The 25117-nt window shown below is 74.7% G+C and carries 25 protein-coding genes; 14 read left to right on the forward strand and 11 right to left on the reverse strand.

Translation table 11 applies throughout. The features are described 5' to 3' along the window. Nucleotides 1-70: 70 nt before the first annotated feature. Nucleotides 71-532 carry an RpiB/LacA/LacB family sugar-phosphate isomerase gene (locus ACZ5NW_RS04745; protein ID WP_468742255.1) on the forward strand — a complete coding sequence of 154 codons (462 nt, stop codon included), beginning with the start codon at nucleotides 71-73 and terminating at the stop codon, nucleotides 530-532. Nucleotides 533-605: 73 nt separating this feature from the next. Here the strand turns inward: ACZ5NW_RS04745 and ACZ5NW_RS04750 are convergent, their stop codons facing one another. Both ACZ5NW_RS04750 and ACZ5NW_RS04755 read right to left on the reverse strand, forming a co-directional pair. Then, nucleotides 606-1187 (reverse strand): Rv1733c family protein, encoded by a 582-nt coding sequence (locus ACZ5NW_RS04750; RefSeq protein WP_468742256.1) that lies wholly within the window; start codon nucleotides 1185-1187, stop codon nucleotides 606-608. Nucleotides 1188-1381: 194 nt separating this feature from the next. Further along, nucleotides 1382-1816: an STAS domain-containing protein gene (locus tag ACZ5NW_RS04755; RefSeq protein ID WP_468742257.1), complete on the reverse strand. Its 435-nt coding sequence runs from the start codon at nucleotides 1814-1816 to the stop codon at nucleotides 1382-1384. Nucleotides 1817-2041: 225 nt separating this feature from the next. Between ACZ5NW_RS04755 and ACZ5NW_RS04760 the strand changes: the two genes are divergently transcribed. The 5 genes from ACZ5NW_RS04760 to ACZ5NW_RS04780 all read left to right on the forward strand — a co-directional run bounded on the left by ACZ5NW_RS04760 (nucleotide 2042) and on the right by ACZ5NW_RS04780 (nucleotide 6764). Further along, nucleotides 2042-3112 (forward strand): zinc-dependent alcohol dehydrogenase family protein, encoded by a 1071-nt coding sequence (locus tag ACZ5NW_RS04760; protein WP_468742258.1) that lies wholly within the window; start codon nucleotides 2042-2044, stop codon nucleotides 3110-3112. Nucleotides 3113-3162: 50 nt separating this feature from the next. Beyond that, nucleotides 3163-3837 carry a helix-turn-helix domain-containing protein gene (locus ACZ5NW_RS04765; protein WP_468742259.1) on the forward strand — a complete coding sequence of 225 codons (675 nt, stop codon included), beginning with the start codon at nucleotides 3163-3165 and terminating at the stop codon, nucleotides 3835-3837. A gap of 131 nt (nucleotides 3838-3968) precedes the next feature. Further along, entirely contained in the window at nucleotides 3969-4439 is a 471-nt protein-coding gene (locus ACZ5NW_RS04770; protein WP_468742260.1) for a pyridoxamine 5'-phosphate oxidase family protein, read from the forward strand. 310 nt (nucleotides 4440-4749) lie between these two features. Continuing rightward, entirely contained in the window at nucleotides 4750-5742 is a 993-nt protein-coding gene (locus ACZ5NW_RS04775) for an ATP-grasp domain-containing protein (protein ID WP_468742261.1), read from the forward strand. A 167-nt stretch (nucleotides 5743-5909) separates the two neighbouring features. Further along, complete coding sequence (locus ACZ5NW_RS04780; protein WP_468742262.1) at nucleotides 5910-6764, forward strand: universal stress protein; 855 nt, start codon at nucleotides 5910-5912, stop codon at nucleotides 6762-6764. 185 nt (nucleotides 6765-6949) lie between these two features. On the opposite strand, the gene ACZ5NW_RS04785 is transcribed toward ACZ5NW_RS04780, so the two are convergent. From ACZ5NW_RS04785 to ACZ5NW_RS04795, 3 genes are all read right to left on the reverse strand, one after another. Further along, on the reverse strand, nucleotides 6950-7432 hold the full coding sequence (locus ACZ5NW_RS04785) for a pyridoxamine 5'-phosphate oxidase family protein (protein WP_468742263.1): 483 nt from the start codon (nucleotides 7430-7432) through the stop codon (nucleotides 6950-6952). A 155-nt stretch (nucleotides 7433-7587) separates the two neighbouring features. Continuing rightward, on the reverse strand, nucleotides 7588-8208 hold the full coding sequence (locus tag ACZ5NW_RS04790; RefSeq protein WP_468742264.1) for a CBS domain-containing protein: 621 nt from the start codon (nucleotides 8206-8208) through the stop codon (nucleotides 7588-7590). A 313-nt stretch (nucleotides 8209-8521) separates the two neighbouring features. Further along, nucleotides 8522-8920, reverse strand: coding sequence for a hypothetical protein (locus ACZ5NW_RS04795; protein ID WP_468742265.1), 399 nt, complete (start codon nucleotides 8918-8920; stop codon nucleotides 8522-8524). Between the two features lie 248 nt (nucleotides 8921-9168). Between ACZ5NW_RS04795 and ACZ5NW_RS04800 the strand changes: the two genes are divergently transcribed. The 3 genes from ACZ5NW_RS04800 (at nucleotide 9169) to ACZ5NW_RS04810 (ending at nucleotide 12872) form a co-directional block, all read left to right on the forward strand. Then, entirely contained in the window at nucleotides 9169-9855 is a 687-nt protein-coding gene (locus ACZ5NW_RS04800) for a response regulator (RefSeq protein WP_468742266.1), read from the forward strand. 123 nt (nucleotides 9856-9978) lie between these two features. After that, nucleotides 9979-11007 carry a type I glyceraldehyde-3-phosphate dehydrogenase gene (gene gap / locus ACZ5NW_RS04805; RefSeq protein WP_468742267.1) on the forward strand — a complete coding sequence of 343 codons (1029 nt, stop codon included), beginning with the start codon at nucleotides 9979-9981 and terminating at the stop codon, nucleotides 11005-11007. Nucleotides 11008-11141: 134 nt separating this feature from the next. After that, a complete protein-coding gene (locus tag ACZ5NW_RS04810; protein WP_468742268.1) occupies nucleotides 11142-12872 on the forward strand; it encodes a sensor histidine kinase in 1731 nt (576 codons plus the stop codon). Between the two features lie 78 nt (nucleotides 12873-12950). On the opposite strand, the gene ACZ5NW_RS04815 is transcribed toward ACZ5NW_RS04810, so the two are convergent. After that, nucleotides 12951-13805: a universal stress protein gene (locus ACZ5NW_RS04815; RefSeq protein ID WP_468742269.1), complete on the reverse strand. Its 855-nt coding sequence runs from the start codon at nucleotides 13803-13805 to the stop codon at nucleotides 12951-12953. Between the two features lie 159 nt (nucleotides 13806-13964). Continuing rightward, nucleotides 13965-14954 (reverse strand): CapA family protein, encoded by a 990-nt coding sequence (locus ACZ5NW_RS04820; RefSeq protein WP_468742270.1) that lies wholly within the window; start codon nucleotides 14952-14954, stop codon nucleotides 13965-13967. Between the two features lie 228 nt (nucleotides 14955-15182). Here ACZ5NW_RS04820 and ACZ5NW_RS04825 point away from each other — a divergent pair, with 228 nt between their 5' ends. Next, entirely contained in the window at nucleotides 15183-15647 is a 465-nt protein-coding gene (locus tag ACZ5NW_RS04825) for a Crp/Fnr family transcriptional regulator (RefSeq protein WP_468742271.1), read from the forward strand. 83 nt (nucleotides 15648-15730) lie between these two features. On the opposite strand, the gene ACZ5NW_RS04830 is transcribed toward ACZ5NW_RS04825, so the two are convergent. Further along, entirely contained in the window at nucleotides 15731-17056 is a 1326-nt protein-coding gene (locus ACZ5NW_RS04830) for a phosphoribosyltransferase family protein (RefSeq protein ID WP_468742272.1), read from the reverse strand. A gap of 561 nt (nucleotides 17057-17617) precedes the next feature. Here ACZ5NW_RS04830 and ACZ5NW_RS04835 point away from each other — a divergent pair. From ACZ5NW_RS04835 to ACZ5NW_RS04850, 4 genes are all read left to right on the forward strand, one after another. Continuing rightward, a complete protein-coding gene (locus ACZ5NW_RS04835; RefSeq protein ID WP_468742273.1) occupies nucleotides 17618-17836 on the forward strand; it encodes a hypothetical protein in 219 nt (72 codons plus the stop codon). A 354-nt stretch (nucleotides 17837-18190) separates the two neighbouring features. Beyond that, nucleotides 18191-19057 carry a universal stress protein gene (locus tag ACZ5NW_RS04840; protein ID WP_468742985.1) on the forward strand — a complete coding sequence of 289 codons (867 nt, stop codon included), beginning with the start codon at nucleotides 18191-18193 and terminating at the stop codon, nucleotides 19055-19057. Between the two features lie 62 nt (nucleotides 19058-19119). Next, the gene (locus tag ACZ5NW_RS04845; protein ID WP_468742274.1) at nucleotides 19120-21489 is read left to right on the forward strand and encodes a glycoside hydrolase family 65 protein; all 2370 of its coding nucleotides are present in this window, start codon (nucleotides 19120-19122) and stop codon (nucleotides 21487-21489) included. Nucleotides 21490-21615: 126 nt separating this feature from the next. After that, nucleotides 21616-22605 carry an Acg family FMN-binding oxidoreductase gene (locus tag ACZ5NW_RS04850; RefSeq protein ID WP_468742275.1) on the forward strand — a complete coding sequence of 330 codons (990 nt, stop codon included), beginning with the start codon at nucleotides 21616-21618 and terminating at the stop codon, nucleotides 22603-22605. A 62-nt stretch (nucleotides 22606-22667) separates the two neighbouring features. Here the strand turns inward: ACZ5NW_RS04850 and ACZ5NW_RS04855 are convergent, their stop codons facing one another. The 3 genes from ACZ5NW_RS04855 to ACZ5NW_RS04865 form a co-directional block, all read right to left on the reverse strand. Beyond that, complete coding sequence (locus tag ACZ5NW_RS04855; RefSeq protein WP_468742276.1) at nucleotides 22668-23543, reverse strand: universal stress protein; 876 nt, start codon at nucleotides 23541-23543, stop codon at nucleotides 22668-22670. 177 nt (nucleotides 23544-23720) lie between these two features. Continuing rightward, nucleotides 23721-24422, reverse strand: coding sequence for a response regulator (locus tag ACZ5NW_RS04860; RefSeq protein WP_468742277.1), 702 nt, complete (start codon nucleotides 24420-24422; stop codon nucleotides 23721-23723). Between the two features lie 205 nt (nucleotides 24423-24627). After that, nucleotides 24628-25092: a cyclic nucleotide-binding domain-containing protein gene (locus ACZ5NW_RS04865; RefSeq protein ID WP_468742278.1), complete on the reverse strand. Its 465-nt coding sequence runs from the start codon at nucleotides 25090-25092 to the stop codon at nucleotides 24628-24630. Nucleotides 25093-25117 lie beyond the last annotated feature (25 nt).

A 25117-nucleotide genomic window follows, 5' to 3' on the forward strand; every position in this document is an offset into this window, starting at 1 on the left:
GCCGGGGGCAGGAAACCGGTCCCCGCGCACGGCGTCCGTCGAGCGGTACCCGGCGAGTAGGCTCCGGGACATGCGGATCTCGGTTTCCTCGGACATGGACGAATCCGTCGCCCGCCTCCTGGTCCAGGAGCTGCGCGGCCGCGGGCACGACGTGCTGACCCACGGGGCGCTGCGGCCCGGCGACGACCCGCAGTGGGCGGCGTGCTCGGCGGCCGCCGCCCGGGACGTGGCCGAGGGCCGCGCCGACCAGGCGATCGTGTGCTGCTGGACCGGCACCGGTGCGTCGATCGCCGCCAACAAGGTGCCCGGCGTGCGTGCCGCCCTGTGCACGGACGCCTACTCGGCGGACGGCGCCCGACGCTGGAACGACGCCAACGTCCTCGCCCTCAGCCTCCGCCTGACCTCGGGCCCTCTGCTGAAGGAGATCCTCGACGCCTGGTTCACGGGCGAGCCGACGCGGGACCCGGAGGACCGGGAGAACGTGGCGCGCGTCGACCGCATGGACGAGCCGAGGAGGGGGGCTCTGCCGTAGCCGCAGGGCGAGCCACCGAGTCACGGCACGAGCCACTGAGTCACGGAGTCACCGGACGCCCGGTCTCGACCGTTCAGCTCGTCTTGTGGCCCCAGCGTGGGCCGACCAGCGCCCACTCGCGGCCCCAGGCGTCGAGGCGGCGTCGGTCGAGGCGCCACCGCAGGAGCGCGCCCACACCCACCACCGCGCCCGCCGCCGTCGTGGCCGCGCCCGCGCCCAGGACGGCCGCCTCGACGGCCGCCTCCGAGGCCTTCGGCGGTTCGGTGCTGAGCAGGCCGTCCCTGTCCAGCCAGACCTTCACATGGGTGCCGGCCTTCAGCCCGGCGTCGACCAGGGTCATGTCGGTGTGGACGACACCCTGCGCGCTCGTCCAGCGGACCTTGCCGACGACGCGGCCGCTCGATCCGCTCACCCCCGAGCCCAGCGGCGGCGCGTTCCTGACCAGCGCGGCCTGTACGGCGTAGCGTTCCGCGCGCTGCTGGGCGAACAGTTCGTCGGCGGCCAGGGCGGTCACCACCCCGGCGAGGGAGCCTCCGAGCAGCACGAACACCCACACCGCCAGCACGATCCATGCCTCGATGACGTCGTCGCGCCGCCGCAGCGGGTTCTCCCGCCACCTCCACAGACGCTGCTTCGTCCCGCTGCCGCCGCTCATCGGTCCGCACCTCCTCCTCGCCGTCATCGTCTCGACGGTGGCAGCCGGGCGGCGGGGCCGACAGAGGCCGGGCGGACGCCCGAGCAGGACCGAACGGGGTCCCGGTCGAGCCGGAGAGCGGGCCGTTCAGCCCTCCGGGGGCGCCGGTGGACGTCGTGGGGCTGCCAGGACCGTGGCGGGGGACCAGCGGACCCTCACCACGAGGTGTCCCGATGCCCACCATCGTAGGACGGCACTGTCCGTGCCGCGCGCGAGGAGGGCGTCCCCTGATCATCGGCGACCAGGGCCTCCGCCAGCTGGGGGTGTATCTCCAGGACACCCGAGAGGCGCACCCCGCGCACGATCCGCCAGAAGCCCGGGCTGTCCGTGACCAGTCGCAGTCGGCCCGCCCGGGCGAGGGCCCGGTTGTGCGCCCGGCACAGCACGCTCAGGCCCGCGCAGTCGATGAAGGAGACGTCCCGCAGATCGAGCACGAGGTCGGGGTGGTGTCCCGAGGTCAGCGCGTCCAGACGCTCCGTCAGGGACTGGGTCGCCGCCAGGTCGATCTCGCCGCGCAGGGTGACAACGGTCGGCCCGTCGGCGACCGGTTCCGAGAGGTTCGCGGCGGACCCGGTGTGCATGTCGGACATGGCGACAGCCAAGCGGGCCGCGTCACCGCGCGGAAGGGCCGGATGGTCCCGGTGTGCGTCCGGGCAAGGGCCGAACGGACCCCATCGGCGCGCGCGACCGACCGGCCGTGCGCCGGGGGCCGTCCGGCCCAAGCGCCCCCGGACGGAATCGGACAAGCTGGATCTGCCGCGCAAACCAGGCATCGCCCCCCGCGGGCGCGGGCGGACCGAGAGGGAAGGATCGTCATGAAGGGCTACGTCTTCCACGGACCCGGCAAGGCATCCTGGGACGAGGTCCCGGACCCGGAGGTGCGGGACGCGACGGACGCGATCGTGCGCGTCGAGGCCGTCACCATCTGTGGCACGGACCTGCACATCCTCAAGGGCGACGTGCCCGAGGTGGAGCCCGGCACGGTACTCGGGCACGAGGCGGTCGGCGAGATCGTGGAGACGGGCGCCGACGTGCGCACCGTACGGCCCGGCGACCGGGTCCTCGTCTCGTGCATCACCGCCTGCGGCCGCTGCGCGTACTGCCGCCGGGCGATGTACGGCCAGTGCCGCGGCGGCGGGGGCTGGATCCTCGGCCATCGCATCGACGGCACCCAGGCCGAGTACGTCCGGGTGCCCCACGCAGACCTCTCCGTGCACGCGCTGCCCGGCACCCTGGACGCCAAGGAGGCCGTGCTGCTCGCCGACATCTTCCCGACCGCCTACGAGGTCGGCGTCCTCAACGGCCGGGTGCGGCCCGGGGACACCGTCGCCGTCGTGGGCGCCGGGCCGATCGGGCTGGCCGCCGTCGCCACCGCCCGCCTGTACTCGCCCGAGCGGATCGTCGCGATCGACCCGGCCGCCGCCCGCCTGGACGCGGCCCGGCGGCTGGGCGCGGACGCCGTCGCCGACCCCGGCGAGGCCCCCGAGCAGCTGGGCGCCGATCTCACCGACGGGCTCGGCGCCGATGTGGTCATCGAGGCGGTCGGCATCCCGGAGAGCTTCGAGCTGTGCACGCGCATCGTGCGGCCCGGCGGTCACGTCGCCAACGTCGGCGTGCACGGCCGCCCCGCGACGCTGCACCTCGAAGACCTGTGGATCAAGAACCTGACCCTCACCACCGGCCTGGTCGACACCCACTCCACACCCACCCTGCTGCGCATGGCCGCGGCCGGGCGGCTGCCCACGGCATCGCTGGTCACCCACACGTTAGAACTGGACCGCATGGCGGAGGCCTACGACGTCTTCTCCCACGCCGCCACCACCGGCGCCCTCAAGGTGGTGCTCGGCGGTCCGTCCCACGAGGAGGTCGCGGTCCGGGCCGGCTGAGGCGGCCCGCACGGGGAAGGCGGATACCAGGACGGAGGAAGGTGACGGTCATGGCCGAGCAGGTCGTGCGGAACGCCCTGGGCAAGCATGCGCCGGGCGACCTGGGGCGGCGCCTCGCCGAGCGCCGCGCCCGGCTGGGCCTCACGGCGGGAGAGGTGGCGGCCCGGGCCGGTGTGGCCCCCGCCTATCTGACCTACCTGGAGGAGCGACCCGGCGCAGCACCGGGCACGGGCGTGCTGCTGCGGCTGGCGGAGGCCCTGGAGACCACGGTCAACGAACTCAGCGGCGGCAGCGTCGAGATGCCGCCCGGCCCCGGTCTGGCGGCGGCGCACCCGGGATTCTCCGAGCTCTCCGAGACCCAGTGCCGTGCCCTGCTCGCCACGCACGGCGTGGGCCGGCTGGCGCTGGCCCTGCCCGACGGCCCGGTCGCGGTCCCCGTCAACTACGCGGTGGTGGGCGGCGCGATCCTCTTCCGCACCGCGCCCGGCGCCACGCCCGCCCGGGCCGCGGGCCGACGTGTGGCCTTCGAGGTCGACCGCGTCGACGACGCCCTCAGCCAGGGCTGGAGCGTCCTCGTCCGGGGCCACGCCGAGTACGTCACGGACCTCGACGAGGTGGAGCGGCTCGCCGAGCTCGCCCACCCCGCGCCGTGGGCGGGCGGACCACGCGACCTGTGGGTGCGGATCGTGCCGCGGAAGATCACCGGGCGCCGTATCAGCGTGTGACGCCCGCCGGGAAAAGGGCTGTCGTCCGTCACCGCCGGGACCCATGGCCCTGGCCCGGGGCACCTGCCCCGCGAACGATGGAACCCGTACCGCACCCCCGACGCCGTACGCGGCGGAAGACGGACGAGCCGATGTACCCCAACGACGGATTCAGAGAGCTGCGGCCGCAGGAGTGCCTGCGGCTGCTGGCGCAGGTCCCCTTCGGCCGCATCGTGCACACCCGCCACGCCCTGCCCGCGGTGCTGCCCGTCAACTTCCGTCTGGACGACGACGGCGCGATCGTGCTGTGCGCCTCGGCGGCGTCGGAGCTGGTGCGGGCGGTCGACGGGGCCGTGGTCGCCTTCGAGGCCGACGAGGTCGACGCGGGCACCCGGTCCGGCTGGAGCGTCGTCGTGACCGGTCCGGCGACCGTCGTCACCGACCCCGCCGAGCACAGCCGGCTCGTGCGCACCGGCCCCCGCTCCTGGATCCCCTCGCCGCACGAGATCTTCGTACGCATCGAACCCGAACTCGTCACCGGGCGCGAACTCGTCACCGGGCGCGAACTGGTCGGCGGACGCGACCGCCACGGCGCGCGGCTCACGCCCAGCGCTCAGGACTGAGTCGGCCCCCCCGGCCGGGGCGCACGCACGGGGGCGGGCGGCGCAGAGGCGGGGGCAGGACGTCCCGCGCCGTGCGCCCTGGTGAGGGGTCCCGCCCCGCCCTTACAGTGTGGCGCCCAATCCCTGCGCCGCGGATCCGCGGGGCACGCCCCAGCACCCCCTCAGGTCACCGTCCGCCCCGCCGGCCGTCCCGGCCCCGCGCGACGGACGCCCGCGACACCCGCGCGACAGGCACCAACCGTGACACCGCTCGGGCCGTACGGACCGGTGCCCGCGGCACGAGCGCGCGTCCAGAGCCCAGGAGGCCGCTGTGTCCCGACCGTGCATCGCCCTGATCGCCGACCCCACGTCGCCCGAAGGCTGCCGGGAGTACCTCGCCGAGGCGGCGTACCTGCTCACCGGCGCCCCACCGGTCCGGGTCGACTCCCGGCACTTCGCGACCGGCGGAACCGGGCACGCCGTCCGCGAGAGCGGCCGGTTACGGCTCCACGTACCCGAGGAGGGACTGGACTTCGCACCCGACGTCGTGCTGCTCTACGAAATCCCGCCGCACCGGCGGGAATCCCTCGCCGCGTTCCAGCGACTCCTCGAAGAACACGACGTGGTGACCCTCGCCACCGGCCCCGAGGCATGGCGCACGGCCACCGAGAAGAACCTCACCGTCGAACGCTTCCGCCGCGACGGCATCGCCCACATGGAGACCGCCGTGCTGTCCCGGCCCACCCCGCGCGAGGCGGCGGACGCCTTCGAGCGGCTCGGCCGCGACACCTGGGCCCGGCCCGTCGTCGGCACCGGCGGCAACGACACCTTCCACGTCACCAGCACGGCACAGCTCGACCACGCCGTCGCCTTCTACGCCGAGCGGGACACCGACTGGCTGCTCTCGCGCGACGCGGGCAACTTCACCGCCGACGGACTGCGCCACCAGTTCCGCGTCTTCGTCCTTCACGGCGAGGTCGTCCACGCCCGCGAACATCTCCAGCCCGCGCTCGACACCCCCTGCAACACCTGCCAGGGCGCCACCCCGGTGCACATCGACCCGCCCGATCTGCATCCCCGCCTCACCGAACTCGCCGTCGCCGCCGCCGCGTCGGTCGGGCTGCCCTTCGCCGGGGTCGACCTGGCGATCGAGAACGGCGGGGTGGTCTTCGAGGTCAACGTCCAGCCGGCCTTCGTCGACGGCGAACTCACCACCGTCGCGGTGCCGTACGTCCAGGCGCACCTCGACGCGCTCGCCCTGGCCGGGCCGGTTCCCCCGCCGCGCACGGCCGTCGGCAGCGACGGGTCGCTGTCGCCCCGCTGACCCCCCTCGGGCGGGGCGCACTCGGGCGGAGCGCATCCACCGCGCTCCGCCCCTGCGCCGGCCTGCCCCGTACGGGCCGAACGGGGGGTCGCTTCGGGACCTGCGGACCCTCCTGCCCCACGCGTCACCCGGGCCAGAGTGGGTCCGGATCCCCAAGGAGGCCCCTCATGTCCCGTACCGTCACCGTCGCCCTGGACGGTTCGCCCGAGAGCATCGCCGCCGCCGACTGGGCCGCGGCGGAGGCCCTGCTGCACGCGGCGCCGCTGCGCCTCGTCCACGCCGGGGAGCAACCGCCGTACGCCTACGTCCCGTTCGGCTCGGAGGCGGTGCCGGCCCCCGGCGTCGACCGCGGCGCGCGCATGCTCGCCGAGGTCGCGGCCTCGCTGGCGCGGCGCCACCCGGGCCTGGACGTCACCGCCGAGCGGCTCCCCGGACGCCCCGCGCAGACCCTGCCGGGCCTGGCGCGCCGCGTGGACCTGCTGGTGATCGGCTCCCGGGGGCTGGGCCGCACGACCGGATACCTGCTCGGATCGGTCGGGGCGGCCGTCGTGGCCCACGCACGGCACCCCGTGGTCCTCGTGCGCGCCGGCGCCACCGGCGAACCGCGGCAGGACGTCGTCCTCGGACTGCAACTGCGCGAGAAGCCCGCCGACACCCTCCTGGAGTACGCCTTCGACGCCGCCTCCCGCCGCGCCGCCGCACTGCGCGTGGTGCACGGCTCGGTACCGGACCCGGTGGCCGCCGGCGACCTCACGACCGCGGACGCGCTCGCCACCGGCGACGACGGGACCTGCGCCGCGGCGCTGCGCCCCTGGCGCGAGAAGTATCCGGACGTCGACGTCGTCGAGGAGACCGTCGTCGGCAGCCCGGGCCCTCACCTCGCCGACACCTCCCGGGACGCCTCCCTGATCGTCATCGGCCGCCGCACCCGCCAGGCACCGGTCGGCCCGCACATCGGCCCCGTCCTCGACGAACTGCTGCGGCGCGCCGAGGCTCCGGTCGCCGTGGTGCCGCACGACTGACCAGGGCCACGGGGACGGCGAGAGCCTCCGCCGATCGTGCGTCGGCGGAGGCTCTTCGTCGTGCGGGACGCGGGGGAGGACGCGATGGAAATCGTGAGGGGGCTCGGGGCCGCCGTCGTGGAGGGCTGAGCGCGGTCGTCGCGCAGGGCCCTGCGGGCGCGCCGGGGCGGCCTCGGGGTGCGTGCTCAGCCGCTCACCCGGCCGTTGGCGCTCGCCACGCCGTCGGCGGGGGTCAGCCGGATGCCGGTGACCAGGTCCGGGCGGATACGGACGGCGTAGTCCATGGTCCGGTCCACCCACGGCAGCAACAGCGCCTGGTAGCGGGCCAGTTGAACCGGGTCGCGGACCAGGTGGGCGTAGCCGGTCACCACCACGCTCCAGCCCAGGTGGGTCGCGGGGTCGATCGCGTCGGCCTCGTAGGCGACGACGACGCCCGGGCCGCCGGCCTGCCGGGTGTGCCCGGTCAGCGCCGCGCCCTCATGGGTGCGGATGACGATGTCCCCGTCGACCAGGACGTGGTTGACGGGGCGGATGGTCGGCAGCGCGTGGCGGGTGTAGACGATCCTCCCGTAGGAGACGCTGCCCAGCAGCCGGAGCGCCTCGACGGCGTCGAGGTCGATGCTTCGACGCGGGCCGAGGGGCGCCGGCCGGGCGTGGTCCAGAGGCATGGTGGTGGTCCGTACGTGGTCGGTGACGGTTCGGTTCGATCTGATCATTGGAACCGGGCGGGTGTTGCACCCGGTAGGGCCTTTCGGCCCTGCCGGGCGGGCGGACCGACCCCGGAACGGTTCGGCCCGGCCGGCGGCGCCCGGATCCGCCCGGATCAGGCACGGGAGGCGCCCTCGGCGTCGTACGACAGTCCGTTGACCACGCCGACGACCCCCTCCACCCGCCAGGCCACCCACACCGCCGACGCTGCGTCGTCCCGGTGCGCGACCCGTCCGGCGAGCGTGACCATGCCGTCCCGTACGGAGACGTCGACGGCGTCGGCCGGCAGGTCCGGGGCGTCGGCCAGGATGATCTCCAGCACGTCGCGGCGTATCGCCTCGTCGGTGCGCAGGAAGACCCGCAGCAGGTCACGGCGGGTGGCGATGCCGATCAGACGGTCCTCCTCGTCCACCACCGGCAGCCGCTCCACACCGTGCCGCTCCATCACCCGCGCCGCGTCCGGCACGAGCTGCTCCGGATGCACGGTGACCGCGGGCGTCGACATCAGTTCTCCGGCGGTCACCCGACGGTCCCGGTCGCGTCCGCCCCGGGACGCCTGGGCGTGCACCAGGTCGGTGCCCGACACCACGCCGAGCACCTTGTCGTCGTGGTCGACCACGGGCAGGCCGCTGATGCCGTGCCGGTGCAGCAGCCGCACCAGCTCCTTGAACGCTGTCGTACTGCGGGCGTGGACGACCTCGCGGGTCATCACCTCGCCGACGGTGCGCGGTGCCACGGCACTCCTCCTTCGCCTTTCCACCGGGCCCGGGCGGTGCGGGGCCCGGACCACCGGACCCACCCCGCCCGACCCGTACCGGGAGCGGCCTCTAGGGCCTTTCTTTCGGATCTGGCCGGCTCCGAGCGGCGGGGCCTTCCGGGCAAGCCGAGCGGGGTCTGGTGCGTGCAGCTGCAAGGCGGAGGAGGGCGGCGACGCGATGGGGGTCCCCCCGCGCGAGCGAAGCCGAGCGTGGGGGAGTCGGCAACCGACGACAACGCCGCAGATGTGCGTGCCAGACCCCGCGACCCCGGCAAGATCCGAAAGAGAGGCCCTAGCCCTGTCCGTCATCGCCCGGACCGCCGCGCCACGGGGGTGGGGTGGTGGCCCTGCGGGCCGTCTCGCCGCGGTGGACCACGCGGTCCACCTGGCCGCGCAGCCGGTCCTGAAGGCGGTCGGCGAGCTCATGGGCGCTCGCCTCGCCGGCGTGCACCAGCACGAGGTCGCCGCCGACCCGGATCTCGCCGACCGCCGACCACGGCCGGCCGGCGTGCCGCGCCGGGGCGTGGGTGACGCGCACCTCGCCGGACACGGGGGGCAGGCCCGGCCGCTCCAGGGCCGCGTTCACCTTGGCCCGCATGTAGTCGAGATCGTCCTCGCGCACATCGCCCTCGGCCCGCACCCGTACCCGCACGGTGGTGGTGTCCTGGGCGGCGGTGTCCCTGGGGGTCATCTGCTCCACTCCTTCGATCGTTCGTCGGCCGTTCCAGGGTCACCTCCCGGGCACCCGCCCCCCAGGGGCCGCCCGGCCCGGGGACCGGGGCCGTCGGTCCTGCGATCGGCCGACGGGGGCCGAGTGCCGCGCGACCAGGGCCGACCGGCCCTGGCCCCGGGTCCCGCGTGCGGACGACGATCGGCAGGGGAATCGACCCCTTGACCTGTTGACGAACACATGAGCGAGAGATGACGAGGAGCGAACCCATGGCGGAGAGCCGGCGGCCGGACCCCGACGCACCGATCAGGGTCTTCCTGCTGGACGACCACGAAGTGGTACGGCGCGGAGTGCACGATCTGCTGAACGACGAGCCGGACATCACCGTGGTCGGCGAGGCCGCCACGGTGCAGCAGGCCCTCGTGCGCGTGCCCGCGCTCCGCCCCGACGTGGCGGTCCTCGACGTCCGGCTGCCCGACGGCGACGGCGTCACCGTCTGCCGCGAGCTGCGCTCGCGCATGCCGGACCTGTCCTGCCTGATGCTGACCTCCTTCGACGACGAGGAGGCCCTGCTGGACTCGATCATGGCCGGGGCCAGCGGCTATGTGCTCAAGCAGATCCAGGGCTCCGACCTGGTCTCGGCCGTCCGCACGGTCGCCGCCGGCCAGTCCCTGCTGGACCCGAGCGCCACCGCCAAGCTGATGGCCCGACTGCGCCACGACCGGCGCCAGGAGGAGGAGCCGGACGCGCTGCCCGGCCTCACCGCCCGCGAGCGGGAGATTCTCACCCTGATCGGCGAGGGCCTCACCAACCGGCAGATCGGCCAGCGGCTCTTCCTCGCCGAGAAGACGGTGAAGAACCACATCTCCCGCCTGCTGGCCAAGCTGGGCGTGGAGCGCCGCATCCAGGCCGCGGTCATCGCCACCCAGGCCGAGGACCGCCTGCGCCGGTCCTGAGCCGTACGGGGGCCGGACGACCCGCACACCGCCCCCGTACGGCCCATGCCCCGCGCCCGCCGTGAGCCGGAGGCTGGCAGCGCACCGGGAACACCCCGGACCCTCGACCTAAGGACGACGGACATGACCGTGCGCGTGGGCATCAACGGATTCGGTCGCATCGGGCGCAACTACCTGCGCTGTGTGCTGGAGCGGGCGGGGGACGGCACCGCCGAGGGCACCCCCGTCGAGGTGGTCGCGATCAACGACGTCACCTCGCCCGAGGCGCTGGCCCACCTCCTGGCGTACGACTCGACGTACGGCCGCCTGGGCCGCGACGTCACCCACGACGACACCTCACTGACCGTGGGCGGGCACCGGATCGCCGTCACCGCCGAACGCGACCCGGCCGTCCTGGCCTGGGGCGAGCTCGGGGTGGACATCGTCATCGATTCCACCGGCCGCTTCCGCACCCGCGGCACCGCCGGGGCGCACCTGGCGGGCGGTGCGCGCAAGGTCCTGCTGTCCGTGCCCGGGAAGGACGTCGACGCCACCGTCGTGATGGGCGTCAACGAGGGCGCCTACGACCCCGAGCGCCACGACGTGATCTCGAACGCCTCCTGCACCACCAACTGCGTCGCCCCCATGGTCAAGGTCCTCGACGAGCACTTCGGCATCGTCAAGGGCCTGATGACCACCATCCACGGCTACACCAACGACCAGGTCGTCCTGGACGGCCCGCACAAGGACCCGCGGCGCGGCCGCAGCGCCGCCGTCAACATCATCCCGACGTCCACCGGCGCCGCCCGCGCCGTCGGCCTGGTCCTGCCGGAGCTGTCCGGCACCCTCGACGGCATCGCCGTGCGCGTGCCCGTCGAGGACGGCTCGCTCACCGACCTCAGCCTGGTGCTGGACCGCCCGGTCACCGCCGACGAGGTCAACGCGGCGTTCCGGGAGGCCGCCGACGGGCCGCTCAAGGGTGTCCTGAGGGTCTCCGACGCCCCGATCGTCTCCCGGGACGTCGTCGGCGACCCGGCCTCCTGCGTCCTCGACGCCCCGCTCACCCAGGCGCACGGCGACCTCGTGAAGGTCTTCGGCTGGTACGACAACGAATGGGGCTACACCAACCGGCTCCTCGACCTCACGGAGTACGTGGCGGCCCGGCTGGGCTGAGCCGCCCGCGGACCGGAGCCGCACCCCTGGACCGGCCCGTGCGGGCCGATCCCGTATCGTCCCCTGCCCTGGACAGTTACCGTGGCACATGACCGCAGGCCGCGGTCGGCACGGTGAGGGGATCGGGAGGACGGGTGGCAAGCACCGAGGGCGCCGGGGAGGCCCGCGTTCGGTTGCCGCAGCTGAGGCTGGACGAGCTGCTGGAGGAGCTGCAGGCCCGCCTCGACGCGGCCCGCGGCACCCGGGACCGGGTGCACAGCCTGCTGGAGGCGGTCCTGTCGGTCGGCCGCGAGCTGGACCTCGAACAGGCGCTGCACAGCATCGTGGAGGCGGCGGCCGTCCTGGTCGACGCCGAGTACGCGGCGCTGGGCGTGATCGGCCCCGACGGCAGGCGGCTGTCCGCCTTCCACACCGTCGGGGTCAGCGAGGCGCGGATCCGCAAGATCGGCCCGTTCCCCGAGGGGCACGGCATCCTGGGCGAACTGATCCGCCATCCCGAACCGCTGCGGCTGACGAAGCTCTCCCAGCACCCGGCCTCGTACGGCTTCCCGCCGCACCACCCGCCGATGAACACCTTCCTCGGCGTCCCGATCCGGGTGCGCGACCAGGTCTTCGGCAACCTGTATCTCACCGAGAAGCGCGGCGGGTCGCAGTTCGACGAGGACGACGAGTCGGTGCTGTCGACGCTGGCCGTCGCGGCCGGAGTCGCCATCGACAACGCCCGGCTGTACGAGGAGTCGCGGCTGCGCGAGCGCTGGCTGCGGGCGACCGCGGAGATCACCCACGATCTGATGTCGGGCGGTGAGCGCGCCGAGGTGCTGCGCCTGATCGCCGACCGGGCCCGGGAGATCACCGGTGCCGCCCTGGCCGTCGTGGCGACGCCCATGGAGGACACCGACTCGCTGGGAGTCGAGATCGCGCTCGGCGCGGACGCGGAGAAGCACCGGGGCCTGGTGCTGCCCGTGGACGGCAGTCTGATCGGCGAGGCGTTCACCACCGCCACCCCGGTGACCAGCGCCGACGCCTCCACCGACGAACGGGTCAGGACCGGGCCGCCGCGTTTCGCCGGCCTCGGCCCGGCCGTCGCCGTGCCCATCGGATCGGGCGCCGACGTCGTCAGCGGTGTGGTGCTGCTGGTGCGGGAACAGGGCCGCACCCCCTTCACCGAGAAGGAGATCGAACCGCTCCAGGGCTTCGCCGCGCAGGCGGCGGTGGCGATGGAGCTGGCCGAGCACCGTCAGGACGCCGAGCAGATCGCGGTGCTCAAGGAGCGCGACCGCATCGCCCGGGACCTGCACGATCTCGCGATCCAGCGGTTGTTCGCGACCGGCATGACGCTGCAGAGCGCGGGCCGCTTCATCGAGCACCCCGAGGCCGCGGAGCGCGTGGTGCGGGCGGTCGACGACCTGGACGAGACCATCAAGATCATCCGGTCGACCATCTTCGGTCTGCGCGCCCGCGAGGCCGGCGGCGCGGGCAGCGGTCTGCGCTCGCGCGTCGTCCGGGTGGCCGGGGAGGCCGCCCCGGTGCTCGGCTTCGCCCCCAGCGTCCGGATGGAGGGCCTGGTCGACACGGACGTACCCCGCGAGATCGCCGACCACGTGGTGGCCGTGCTCTCCGAGTCGCTCACCAACGTCGCCCGCCACGCCCACGCCGACCGCGCCGACGTCGCGCTGGTGACCGACGGCCGGGAGGTGCGGTTGACCGTGTCCGACAACGGCGTGGGCATTCCGGCGGCCGGGCGGCGCAGCGGACTGCGCAACATGGCGGAGCGGGCGGAGCAGTTCGGGGGAGAGCTGACGGTGGACTGCCCGGACGGGGGCGGGAGCACGCTGGTGTGGCGGGCGCCGGTGGAGCAGCGGTAGCCGAGGGCCGGTGGGCGGCCGTGGGTCGCCGTGGCGTCCCCGGGGAGGGGGCCGAGCGGGGGCGCTGCCGTCGCCGTGTCAGCGGTGCGGGACGATCGCGACCGGGCAGTGCGCGTGGTGGATCACCGCGTGGGTGACCGGACCCGTGTGCGGCACCAGGGGGGAGGCGCTGGTGCGGCGGCCCACGACGAGCAGGGCCGCGTCCACCGAGGCGTCCAGCAGCTCCTGGGCCGGATGGCCCGGCGCCACCAGCGCCCGCACGTCGAGGGCGGGGAACTTCTCCCGCCACGGTTCGAGGACCCGCGCCAGCAGCCGCTCGGCGTCCTCCTGCTCCACCGCCAGCACTTCGTCCGGGGACGAGCGCAGTGCCAGGGGCTGCCGCCAGGTGTGCACGACCCGCAGCGGGACCGTGCGCAGGGCCGCGCTCTCGAAGGCGAACGCCAGGACCTCCTCGCACGGCCGCGTCGCGTCCACGCCCACCACCACGGCACGGTCCCCGTGGGCGCCCGGCTCATCGGCCCGCACCCGCACCAGCACCACGGGCCGCGTCGCGTGGGCGACCGTGGCGAGCGCCACCGAACCGGCCATGAACCCGCCGAACCCACTGAACGCCCTGCTGCCCAGCACCAGCAGCTCGGCCCCGGCCCCGGCGGCCACCAGGGCCTCGGTGGGCGGCCGGGCCGACTGCTCGCTGGTCAGCGGCACCTGCGGCAGGCTCTCCCCGAGCCGGTCCACGGCGCCGCGCACGACGCGGTCCGACCAGTACCGGGGCCCCTCGGGTTCCGGCAGGTCGGACGGGGTGGAGGGCGGCCCCTCGTACGCGTGGAGGAGGCGCAGGGGCAGCCCCCGCCGCAGTGCCTCCCGGGCCGCCCAGTCGGCGGCGGCGAGACTCTCCCGCGAACCGTCCAGTCCTACGACAATCGGGCGCGGCACTGCCGCCACCTCCTCGGATCGCTGTCCGCACGCGGTGCGGCGGGCTCCTCCTCGCAGTGTCCCCGGCGGCCGTCGGGCGGACCAGGGACCGCATGACCCGGGGGCCGGGGCCGGCCGTCCCCGTCCCCGTCCCCGTCCGGGTCCGGGTCCGTACGGCGGTCAGCCCGCCCGGGCCCCCGGGCGCGGCCAGGTGGCCGTGAGGCGGTCGCCCTCGTCGGCGACGGGAGTGCCCAGCTCCGCGCAGGCGCGCGTGAGGCGGTCGGCGACCCAGTCGTACTCGTCCCGGGTGGCGAGGCGGGTGTGGCAGAAGTCCAGGGCGAGCGGGACCGCCTCGGTGCGGCGCGGCCCGTCCGCGTCGAGGGTGACCAGCCAGAGCAGGCCGAGGTCGTTGCGCAGGGCCGGGTGGACGGCGTAGTCGTCGATGAAGTCACCGAGGTCGAACAGCACGTTCCGGGTGAAGCCGTGGAACACGTGCGCGGAGTGGCCCACGACCAGGTCGGCCCCGGCCGCGACGAGCGCGAGCGCGGCGCGCCGGACGTGGGGGACGGGGCGCGCGGTCATGTTCGGGCCCCAGTGGACCGTCACGAGGGTCAGATCCGTGCTCTCGCGCAGGTCACTCAGCGCGACCAGCGTCCACTCGGGGACGTCCTCGTCCCACAGGTTCGCGTAGGCCACACCCGGGCGGTCGGGGGTGGCGGCGTACTCGGCGGGGTGGTCGGTGAGGGCGAGGAGGCCGATGCGCAGGCCGCCGGTCTCCACGACCAGCGGGGCGCGGGCCTCGGCCCTGGTCGCCCCGGCACCGAGGCTGCGTACGCCCGCGCGGGCGAGGTGGGCGCGGGTGTCGAGGAGGGCCTCGGGGCCGTAGTCGAGGGCGTGGTTGTTGGCCAGGGACACCGCGTCCACGCCGAGAGCGGCCAGCACGTCCGCGGCGTGCGGCGGGGCGCGGAAGAAGAACGGCTTGCCCGGCAGGTCGATGGGCGTTCCGCGGCCCGAGACGCAGCATTCGAGGTTCACCAGGAACAGGTCCGCGTCCCGGACGGCCGCGTGCACGGCGGGGGAGAACAGAGGCTGCGGCCGGCTGCGCTCCAGGACCTCGGCGACCCCGCGGCCCAGCATCGTGTCACCGGCCAGGGCGAGCGTGACGGCCATGATCCCTCGCACCTCCCGCCGTCCGGCGCGACCCCCGGCCCCCGGCCCCCGACTTCGATTGTGGGCCAGGGGACCGCACTTGTCGGCGACCGGGCCGCCATCACCTTGCCCCACCCGTCTCCTCGACGGGGACCGATCGGCCCATGTGCCGCGCCCGCCCGTGCCGGACGCTGGGAGCACAAGGCGGCACCGACGCTCCCGCGTCCGCCGGTCACAAGGAGGCGCGTCATGACCACCACGATCACGCCCCGCCCGACCAGAGGCCTGCCCGCCGCGTACCGGGGCATGCTGATGAGTCTGGCGCACGAGGTGCGCTACCCGGCCGGTATCCGGCTGTTCGAGGAGGGCGGACGCGCCGACCGCTTCTGGATCGTCGAGGCCGGCACCGTGGCGCTCGACATGCGGGTGCCCGGCCGTCGCCCGGCCGTGATCGACACCCTCGGCAGCGGTGAACTGCTCGGCTGCTCCTGGAGGTTCGCGCCGTACCGGTGGCGCTTCGGGGCCCGGACGGTGGGTCCGGTGCGGGCCTACGAGTTCGACGCCAGGGCCGTACGACAGCTCGGCGAGGCCGATCCCGGGTTCGCCCAGGCCATCACCGAGTGGGCCGGGGAGGCCGTGGTGCGCCGGCTGCAGGCCGCCCGCACCCGTCTGCTCGACCTGTACGCCCCCTACGGCAGCGGGGCCCGGGGCTGACCCGCCCGACCCCGACCGCCCGCACGACGGCCCGCCGTCGCTCGGTGTCCCGTATACGGCCGGAGCGGACGGGGGTGCCCGTGTCACGTCGGTCGGACCGGGGGTGTTCCCACGCCTCCGGGGGCCAGATGCCCGGTGAACCAGTCGCGGGCCAGCTCGGCGGCCGTGTCCAGGGTGCCCGGCTCCTCGAAGAGGTGGGTCGCCCCCGGCACCACGGCGACGCGGTGCTCGCAGCGCATCCAGTCGGCGGCCAGCTGGTTGAGGCTGAGCACCTGTGTGTCCAGGGAGCCGACGATCAGCAGCGTCGGCGCGCGCACGGCGGCCAGCGAGGCGGGCGCGGCCAGGTCGGGGCGCCCGCCGCGGCTGACGATCGCCAGGATCTCCGGGTCCTCCACGGCGGCCTCCAGCGCCGCGGCCGCCCCGGTGCTCGCCCCGAAGTAGGCCACCGGCAGCCCGGTCTCGCGCCGCACCCACTGCGCGGCGGCCCGCAGCCGGCCGGCGAGCAGCCCGATGTCGAAGACGTTGTGTCGGTCGCGCTCCTCGTCCCCGGCGAGCAGATCCAGCAGCAGCGTGCCCAGCCGTGCCTCGGTCAGTACGTCGGCGACCCGCCGGTTGCGCGGACTGTGCCGGCTGCTTCCGCTGCCGTGCGCGAAGACCACCACGGCCGGCGCGGCACCGGGCACCACCAGCCGCGCGCCCAGGCGCAGCCGGCCGACGGGTACCTCCACCTCACGGTGCGTAGGCGGCGTGTCGGCGGGCCTCGGAGGCGCCGATGCCCGCCGGGCACGGGCCAGCAGCTCGTTCACCTCCGCGTCCTCGACCTGCGCGAAGTCGCGGTACCAGGCGCCGACCGAGCCGAGATGGCGTAGCGGCTCGGGGCAGATCACCTGGTCGGCCACCGCGCGCAGCCGGTCCAGGGTGTGCTCCTGGCCCAGCGGGACGGCGAGCAGGACACGGGCCGCGCCCAGCTCCCGTACCACCTGGCAGGCCGCCTGTGCGGTGGCGCCGGTCGCCAGACCGTCGTCGACCACGACGACCGTCCGCCCGGCCACCGGGGCAGCCGGGCGGCCCCGCCGGTAGTCGCGTTCGCGGCGGGAGAGTTCGGCCCGCTCGGCGTCCTCCACCCTCCGCCGGTCGGCCTCGGTCAGCCTGACCTCCCGGATCACGTCGGCGTTCAGGACGCGCACCCCGTGCTCCCCGATCGCGCCGAAGGCCAGTTCCGGCTGCCAGGGCACACCCAGCTTGCGCACCACGAGGAGATCGAGGGGTGCGTCGAGCTCCCGGGCCACCTCGAAGGCCACGGGCACGCCGCCGCGCGGCAGCCCCAGGACCAGCACGTCCTGTCCGCGCAGATGTGCCAGGTGCCGGGCCAGCAGGCGCCCCGCCTCCCTCCGGTCCGCGTACCGCATGAGTCACCTCCTGCTCCGCGCACCCCGTCACCGAGGCGAGAACCGCCCTCCCTCTCCTCCATTGGACTCCCGCACGGGCGGGTCCGACAGGGTCGACCGGCCCTCCGGGCCCCAGGGGCGGACTTCTTCGGTCCATGCCGGGGGTCAGGACCCCGTCCCACCCCGCCCGCCGAAGGCACGCAGCACGGGCGGCGAGGTGATGCACGACGTGACGGCGGGAAGGACCATCTGCTTCTCGCAGATCCTGATTGCGCGGTGCGCGGTCATCAGGCGGCCGCTTCTCCGCGTCATTTCGTGCGGTCCTTCCCGTCCCGTCCAGCACATCACACGGATCGTGCCTCCGCCAGGGCCGACCGGCCCGCATCCGAACGCCCAGGAGTCCGCCGAACCGTCCCGCACCGGTGCTGCCGCCGCGATCGTCCGGGCCTTCCCGTCCTCGCGGCCGGGACCTGTGCCGGGCCGGTCGGCTCACGCGGGCCGCACCGCAAGGGAGTTGGCTGGAGGTGAGAGAAGAAGAAGCGGGCGTAGCCGCACCGCGCCCGATCGGTAAGGAGGAGAACCGTGGGTACGACTCTCACACCGGAGTTCTGGCAGCGCTTCGCCGTGCTGCTGTTCGCGGCGATGGGCGTGACCTTCGTGCTGAGCGCGGCACTGGACGCCCTCGCCCTGCGCCTCGCGCGCCGCCGCCGCGCGCTCCGGCGCGCACAGACCCCGCCCGGCCCGCCGCCCCCCTCGACGCGCGACGTACCGCGCCCGCACCGTCCGACGGTGTCCGCCTGACGGCGCCGGCGGGACAGCGGCCGGTCGAGCTCGGCGGTCAGCCGGACCGGCTGACGCGGGGGTGCGGCGGCGGTGTTCACGGTGACGAACCTCCTGGGCGCGGGTCGATGCCCGCAGCGGCGACGGCCGCTCACCGGGAGGGCGCCCACGCGGTGGTTCCTGGGCGTCTTCCCGGGGGGAGCCGCGCGTCCGATGTCTCCCTTACAGCGTCGAATCCGCCGCCAGGGCGCCCCAGGGGCCGAACGGCCCGGCCCGGGGCCGTATCGCCCCTGTCGGTTGCCCGCCGGCGCTGCGACGGTGACGGTGGAGTGGGATGCCGTACGGCGTGCGGCGCGACGCAAGGCGGTGAAGGCGATGGAGCTGCCCCTGGTCGTAGGGGTCGACGGATCGGCGGCCGCGCTCACGGCGGTCGACTGGGCGGTGGACGAGGCGGCCCGGCACGGCGTGCCGTTGCGGCTGCTCCACGCCTCCCTGTGGGAGCGCTACGAGGGCGGCCTGCCGTCGACGGACGAACGGGAGGAGCAGGCGGTGCGGGGCATCGTCGCGGCCGCCGCGGACCGCGCCCGGTTGCGCGACCCCGAGGTGAAGACGGACACGGACGTCGTTCCCGAGGACGCGGTCGACGCCCTGCTGCACGCGGGCCGCAACGCCTTCGCCCTGGTCACCGGCTCGCGCGGCCGTGGCGAGCTGCGGGGCCTGCTGCTCGGCTCGGTCGGCCTGGCCGTCGCGGCCCGCGCCCACTGCCCGGTCGTCGTGGTCCGAGGCGACCGGGCCGGCCTGGCCGGCTCCCATGCGCGGATCCTGCTCGGTGCGGGTGATTCCGACAGTGGTGGGGAGGCGGTCCGGTTCGCCTTCCGGGAGGCCCGCGCGCGTGGCTGCGTCCTCGACGCCGTCCGGGCCTGGCGCCGCCCCGCGCACGAGTCCGCCGGCCACCCCCTGCTCGCCGGGGACCCGGCCCAGCCGTACGAGCAGCAGGCGTCCGCCGTCCTCGACGACCTGCTGAAGGACATGACGGAGGAGCATCCGGAGGTCCGGGTGCGCCGGGCCGTGGTCGAGGGGCCGGCCCGGCGGGTCCTGCTCGACCGGGCGGCCGCCGCCGACCTCGTGATCGTCGGGGCCCGGCGCCGCACTGGCCACACGGGCCTCCAGCTGGGCCGGGTGGCTCACGTCCTGCTGCACCACGCCCCGTGCCCCGTGGCGATCGTGCCGCAAGGGATATGAGCCGGCGTGAACGGGGCGCCGCCGGGGAACCCGGTCCGATCGCCGACAGGAGGAGCGACGCAGTGACGGGCTGGACCTGGGAGTACGAGGGCTACGACCCCGCGGACGAACGGCTGAGGGAATCCCTGTGCACGCTGGGCAACGGGTACCTCGCGACCCGGGGGGCCTTCCCCGAGTGCACCGCGGACGAGATCCACTACCCCGGCACCTACGTCGCCGGCTGCTACAACCGGCTCACCTCGGAGGTCTCCGGCCGCCGGGTCGAGAACGAGGACATGGTCAACATGCCCAACTGGCTGCCGCTGCGCTTCCGCCTGCCGCCGGGGGAGTGGATCGGCCCCGACTCGACCCCCGTCGTCGACCACCGCCAGCTACTGCACCTGTCCTCGGGCCTGTTGGAGCGTACGACCCACTACGACCTGGGCGACGGCAGGGGATTGACGGTGCGTCAACTGCGGCTCGTGCACATGGGTGATCCCCATTTGGCCGCCCTGCGCACCGAGTTCACCGCCGAGGGCTTCTCTGGCGAGCTGGAGGTCGAGGCCGCCCTGGACGGCGGGGTCACCAACGCCGGGGTGGCCCGCTACCGCGAGCTGGACGGCCGCCACCTCACTCGGGCGCACACCGCGGACGCCGCCCCGGACACGGTGTGGCTGCGCTGCCGCACCCGCACCTCCGACATCGAGGTCGGCATGGCGGCCCGGCTGACCGCCGACGCGCCCGTCACCGCGCGGCACGAGCCCCCGCGCGCGATCCAGCACCTGCGCCTGGAGCTCACCGCCGGCCGGACGGCCGTCGTCGACAAGACGGTCGCCCTGCACACCTCGCGCGACCCCGCCATCAGCGACCCCCTGTACGCGGCGGTCGACCGGGTCCGCCACGCCCCCGGCTTCGACGCCCTGCTGGAGTCCCATCTCACCGCCTGGGCGCTGCTGTGGCGCCGCGCCGACCTCGACGTGCCCGGCGAGTCCGGCCGCATCCTGCGCCTGCACCTCTTCCACGTCCTGCAGACGCTCTCCCCGCACACCGCCGACCACGACGTCGGCGTCCCCGCCCGAGGACTGCACGGCGAGGCCTACCGAGGCCATGTGTTCTGGGACGAGCTGTTCGTCCTGCCCTACCTGGACCTGCACTTCCCCGAGGTCTCCCGCGCTCTGCTGCGCTACCGCCACCGCCGCCTCGAACGGGCCCGCACCGCCGCCCGGGAGGCCGGCCGCCGGGGCGCGCTGTACCCGTGGCAGAGCGGCAGCGACGGCCGCGAGGAGACCCAGCAGCTCCATCTCAACCCGCGCTCCGGGCGCTGGCTGCCGGACCACTCCCATCTCCAGCACCACGTCGGCTCGGCGATCGCCTACAACGTCTGGCGCTACTGCGAGGCCAGCGGCGACACCGAGTTCCTGCACACCAAGGGCGCCGAGATGCTGCTGCAGATCGCCCGCTTCTGGGCCGACTCGGCCGTCTACGACCCCCAGCTCGGCCGGCACCGCATCAAGGGCGTCGTCGGCCCCGACGAGTACCACGACGCCTACCCCGGCGCGTCGGTACCCGGACTGGACGACAACGCGTACACCAACGTCACCGCCGCCTGGGTGCTCGCCCGCGCCCTGGAACTGATCAGCGCGCTGCCCGCGCCGCGCCGCCGCGAACTCGTCGAGCGCACCGGTCTCGACGGCGGCGAACTGGACCAGTGGGAGGACGTCTCGCGCACCCTCCACGTGCCCTTCCACGAGGGCGTGATCAGCCAGTTCGAGGGCTACGGCCGACTCGCCGAACTCGACTGGGCCGGCTACCGGGCGCGGTACGGCGACATCCGCCGCCTGGACCGGATCCTGGAGGCCGAGGGAGACACCGTCAACCGATACCGGGCGTCCAAACAGGCCGACGTGCTCATGCTCGGCTATCTCTTCTCACCGGCCGAACTCGCCGGGCTCTTCCGCAGGCTGGACCTGAAGCTGGACGACGACACCTGGCGGCGCACCGTCGACCACTACCTCCACCGCACCAGCCACGGCTCCACCCTCAGCGGCCTGGTGCACGGCTGGGTGCTGGCCCGGGCCCGCCGCGCCGAGGCGTGGACGTTCTGCCAGGAGGCACTCCAGGGCGACATCGCCGACGTGCAGGGCGGCACCACCGGCGAGGGCATCCACCTGGGCGCCATGGCCGGCACCCTGGACCTCGTCCAGCGCGGGCTGACCGGCCTGGAGACCCGGGACGGCGCCCTGTGGCTGGACCCGGTCCCGCTGCCCGAGCTGTCCTCGTACGGCTTCTCCCTGCGCTACCGGGGGCACTGGGGCGTACGGCTGCGCCTGGAACGCGGCCTGCTGGAGATCGCCGTACCGTCCTCCGACGAGTCGCCCATCGACATACGCCTGCCGGACCGGACGGTGTGCCTGCAGCCGGGGGAGACCGCGCGCCTGACGCTCCCCGACTGACGGACCGCCGTCCCGCCAGTCCGATGCCGGGCCGGACGGCCCCGCGCAACGGTCCTGGCGGCCCATGTCCGACGGCGGTCCGCGGGGCGAGGCTGGTCTTGACGGATCCCCGACGGGAGGTGTGCCATGCCGGCGCGACCACTCGATCCCCTGATCCCGCGTGCCCTGGTGACGGCCGCCACGGCCGCCCCCTCGCTGCACAACGCGCAGCCGTGGCGGTTCCGGTACCTCGTCGACAGCCGCTCCCTGGAGCTGCGCGCCGACCCGTCCCGATCCATGCCGCGCGCCGACCCGGACCACCGGGCCCTGCACCTGGGCTGCGGAGCGGCCCTGTTCAACCTTCGCGTCGCCGCCGCCCACCACGGCCTGGACGCGGACACCCGGCTGCTGCCCGACCCCGCCGAACCCCTGCTGCTGGCCGCCGTGCGGCTCTCCGGCACCGACCGGCCGGACGCCGAACTCGCCCCGCTGTACCCGGCGATCGCCCGGCGGCACACCAGCCGTCACCCCTTCCGGGACGAGAAGGTGCCGGCCGACGTCCAGGACGCGCTGTGCGAGGCCGCCCGGCGCGAGGGCGCCCAGCTCGTCTTCCCCGACGCCTGGCACGTGGAGGTGCTCCTGGACCACGTCCGGGACGCCGAGGGACGCGACCTGATGGAGCCGGAGCGGATCGAGGAGATGACCGGCTGGACCCGCGTCGGGCCGGAGCGGTCCGACCAGGCCGTGGACGGGATCCCGGACTACGCCTTCGGCCCGGCCAAGCACGACGGCCGCGCCCCGGCCAGGGACTTCGCAGGCCGGCGGCCCATGCCGAACCGGCCCGCGGCGGTCTTCGAGTCCTCGCCGAACCTCGTGCTCCTCGGCACCGCCCACGACCGCCCCACGGACTGGCTGACGGGCGGCCAGGCGATGGAACGGGTCCTGCTCCTCGCCACCGGGCTCGGGCTGGCCACGGCCCTGTCCTCCCACGCCCTGGAACGCCAGGACCTGCGCGAACTCGCCCGCGACCCCGCGTCGGACATGGGCCACGTCCAGATGGTGCTCCGCCTCGGCCACGGCCCTGCGGGTACGGCGACGCCCCGCCGCCCGGTGACGGAGGTCCTGGAGATCGTCTGAGCGGAGGTCGTCCGAGCGCCCGCCGTCCCCGGCAACGGGATGCGCCTCAGCCGTGATGTGCCTCAGTCGTGCGGGACGACGGCGACGGGGCACGGCACATGGTGCAGGGCCGCGTGGGCGACGGGCCCCAGCTTCCAGGTCAGCGGCGACGGGTTGCGGCGCCGGCCCACCACGACCAGCCGTGCGCGCGAGCAGGCGGCCAGCAGCACCTGCGAGGCGGAACCGTGCGCGGTGTGCTCCACGACGTCGACGGAGGGAAACTTCTTCCGCCACGGCGTCAGCTCGGCGGTCAGCCGCTCCTGCTCCTCGTCCAGATCGGCGCCCCCGGCGGCGTGCGGATGCGTCATCAGGGACGACAGCGGAACGGCCCGGACCGCGCGCAGCGGGACACCCCGCAGGTCGGCCGTGGTGAAGGCGAACTCCAGCAGCGGGTCGGCGGCCGACGCGGCCTCCTGCGTCCCGACCACGATCTCGTCCCGGCCGGCCACCGCCGGATGCCCGGAGCCGTTCTCCACGGCCACGTCGCCCGTGCGCACGATGACGGCCGGGCAGTGGCTGACCCCCAGCACATGCAGGCTGATCGAGCCGAGCAGGAAGCTCGACACCGAGCCGTGCCCGCGCGACCCCAGCACCAGCATGGAGGCCGTCTCGCTCAGGTCGACCAGCGCTTGGGAGGCGGGGGCGGACACCAGTTCCGTGGTCACGGTCAACGCCCCGTACCGGTCCAGCAGTTCGGCCTGGACGTGGTGCAGCACCCGCTCACCGTAGCTCTGCTTGCCCAGCGCCTCCTGGGCGATGGACGCGGGGACCGGCTGGGTGGTCCAGGAGTGCAGCATCCGCAGCGGCAGGCGCCGGTCCACCGCCTCACGGGCCGCCCACCACGCGGCGGTCAGGCTCGCGGGGGAGCCGTCGAGCCCGACGACGACAGGTCCGGTCATGGCGCACCTCCGGTGTCGTCCAGGCGTGTGAGGGGACGGGCCCCCGCCCCCTCACACGCCTCCCCTCCCCTTCCTGGCCCCCTTCCCAGGCTGGCCGACGCCGGCCCGTACGGGGAGGGCCGGACGGGGTGCCCAAGGGGCCCGGACGGCCCTCCCCGGCGCGACCGGGGACGGCGCTCAGCGCGGAGTGCGGTCCGCCGGCTCCGGCTGGTCCAGCTGCGAGGCGAGGACCGCCGCCTGGACCCGGCGCTGGACGCCCAGCTTGGCGAGCAGGCGGGAGATGTGGTTCTTGACGGTCTTCTCCGACAGGTAGAGCCGCTTGCCGATCTCGCGGTTGGTCAGGCCGTCCCCGATGAGCGCGAGGATCTCCCGCTCGCGCGGCGACAGGCTCGCCAGCTCCGGGGCCACCTCGGGCGTCTCGGCGGGTTCGGCGCGCAGTGAGCGCATCAGCCGGGCGGTGGTCGCCGGGTCGAGCATCGACTGCCCGGAGGCGACCGTGCGCACCGCCGAGACGAGGTCCGAGCCCCGGATCTGCTTGAGCACATAGCCGGAGGCGCCGGCCATGATCGCGTCCAGCAGGGCGTCCTCGTCGTCGAACGACGTCAGCATCAGCACGGCCAGTTCCGGCATCCGGCTGCGCAGCTCCCGGCAGACGGTGATGCCGTCGCCGTCGGGCAGGCGGACGTCCAGCACCGCCACGTGCGGGCGTACCGCGGGGGCGCGTACCAGGGCGTGCTCCACGTTCTCGGCGTCGCCGACGACGCTGATGTCCTCCTCCGCGTCCAGCAGGTCCGCCAGACCGCGTCGGACGACCTCGTGGTCGTCCAGCAGGAAGACACGGATCGGATCCTGTGCCGTGAAGGTGCGTGCCTCGGTCATGTGGACCCCTCGTCCCGTGCCTGGCGGACTGCGGGCCGCCCCTGCCGACGATCATCACCTGACAGTGCCGTGCGCACTAGGGCCGACCGGCCCCGGCCGCCCCGTGGACCCGCCGTACGCGACCCATGCCCTCATTGTGCTCCGCGCACGTCCGCCGGGGTGCCCGTATCCACCGGTTCGCACGCAGCGTCCACGACGGCACCGGTCAGCGCGCGCTCCCGCTGCCGTAGGGGCCGTACAGGTCGAGCAGCCGGGTCCGGGCCGCGTGCAACCGGTGGGCGACGACTCCGCCGACCCAGACGGCCAGGGCCTGCCCGAACGCGGGATCGTCCTGGCACAGGGCCCGTACGGCGACCGCGTCGAACTGGTGGGCCCGCACCGGGGTCGCCGCCTCGGCGCCGAGGTGCCAGATGTGCGGCGGGAACAGCCAGGACCAGCCGATGAGGTCGTTGTGCCCGAGGGACTCGATGACGGCGGGGCTGCGGCCGGGTACCCGCAGGTCCAGTTCGACCGTGCCGGTGCGCACGATCCAGAACCGGTCGGCCGGGCCGCCCTCCTCGAACAGGCGGGTGCCCTGCGGGAACGCCACCTCGGCGGCGACCTCCATCAGCCGATGGCGGTGTTCCGCGGACAGCGCCCTCGGCATGCTCGTGGTGGGGGGAGCGTTCATGGCGTGCCTCCAGGCGGCGCGTCGG

The sequence above is a fragment of the Streptomyces sp. NPDC032126 genome (genome assembly GCF_055580085.1).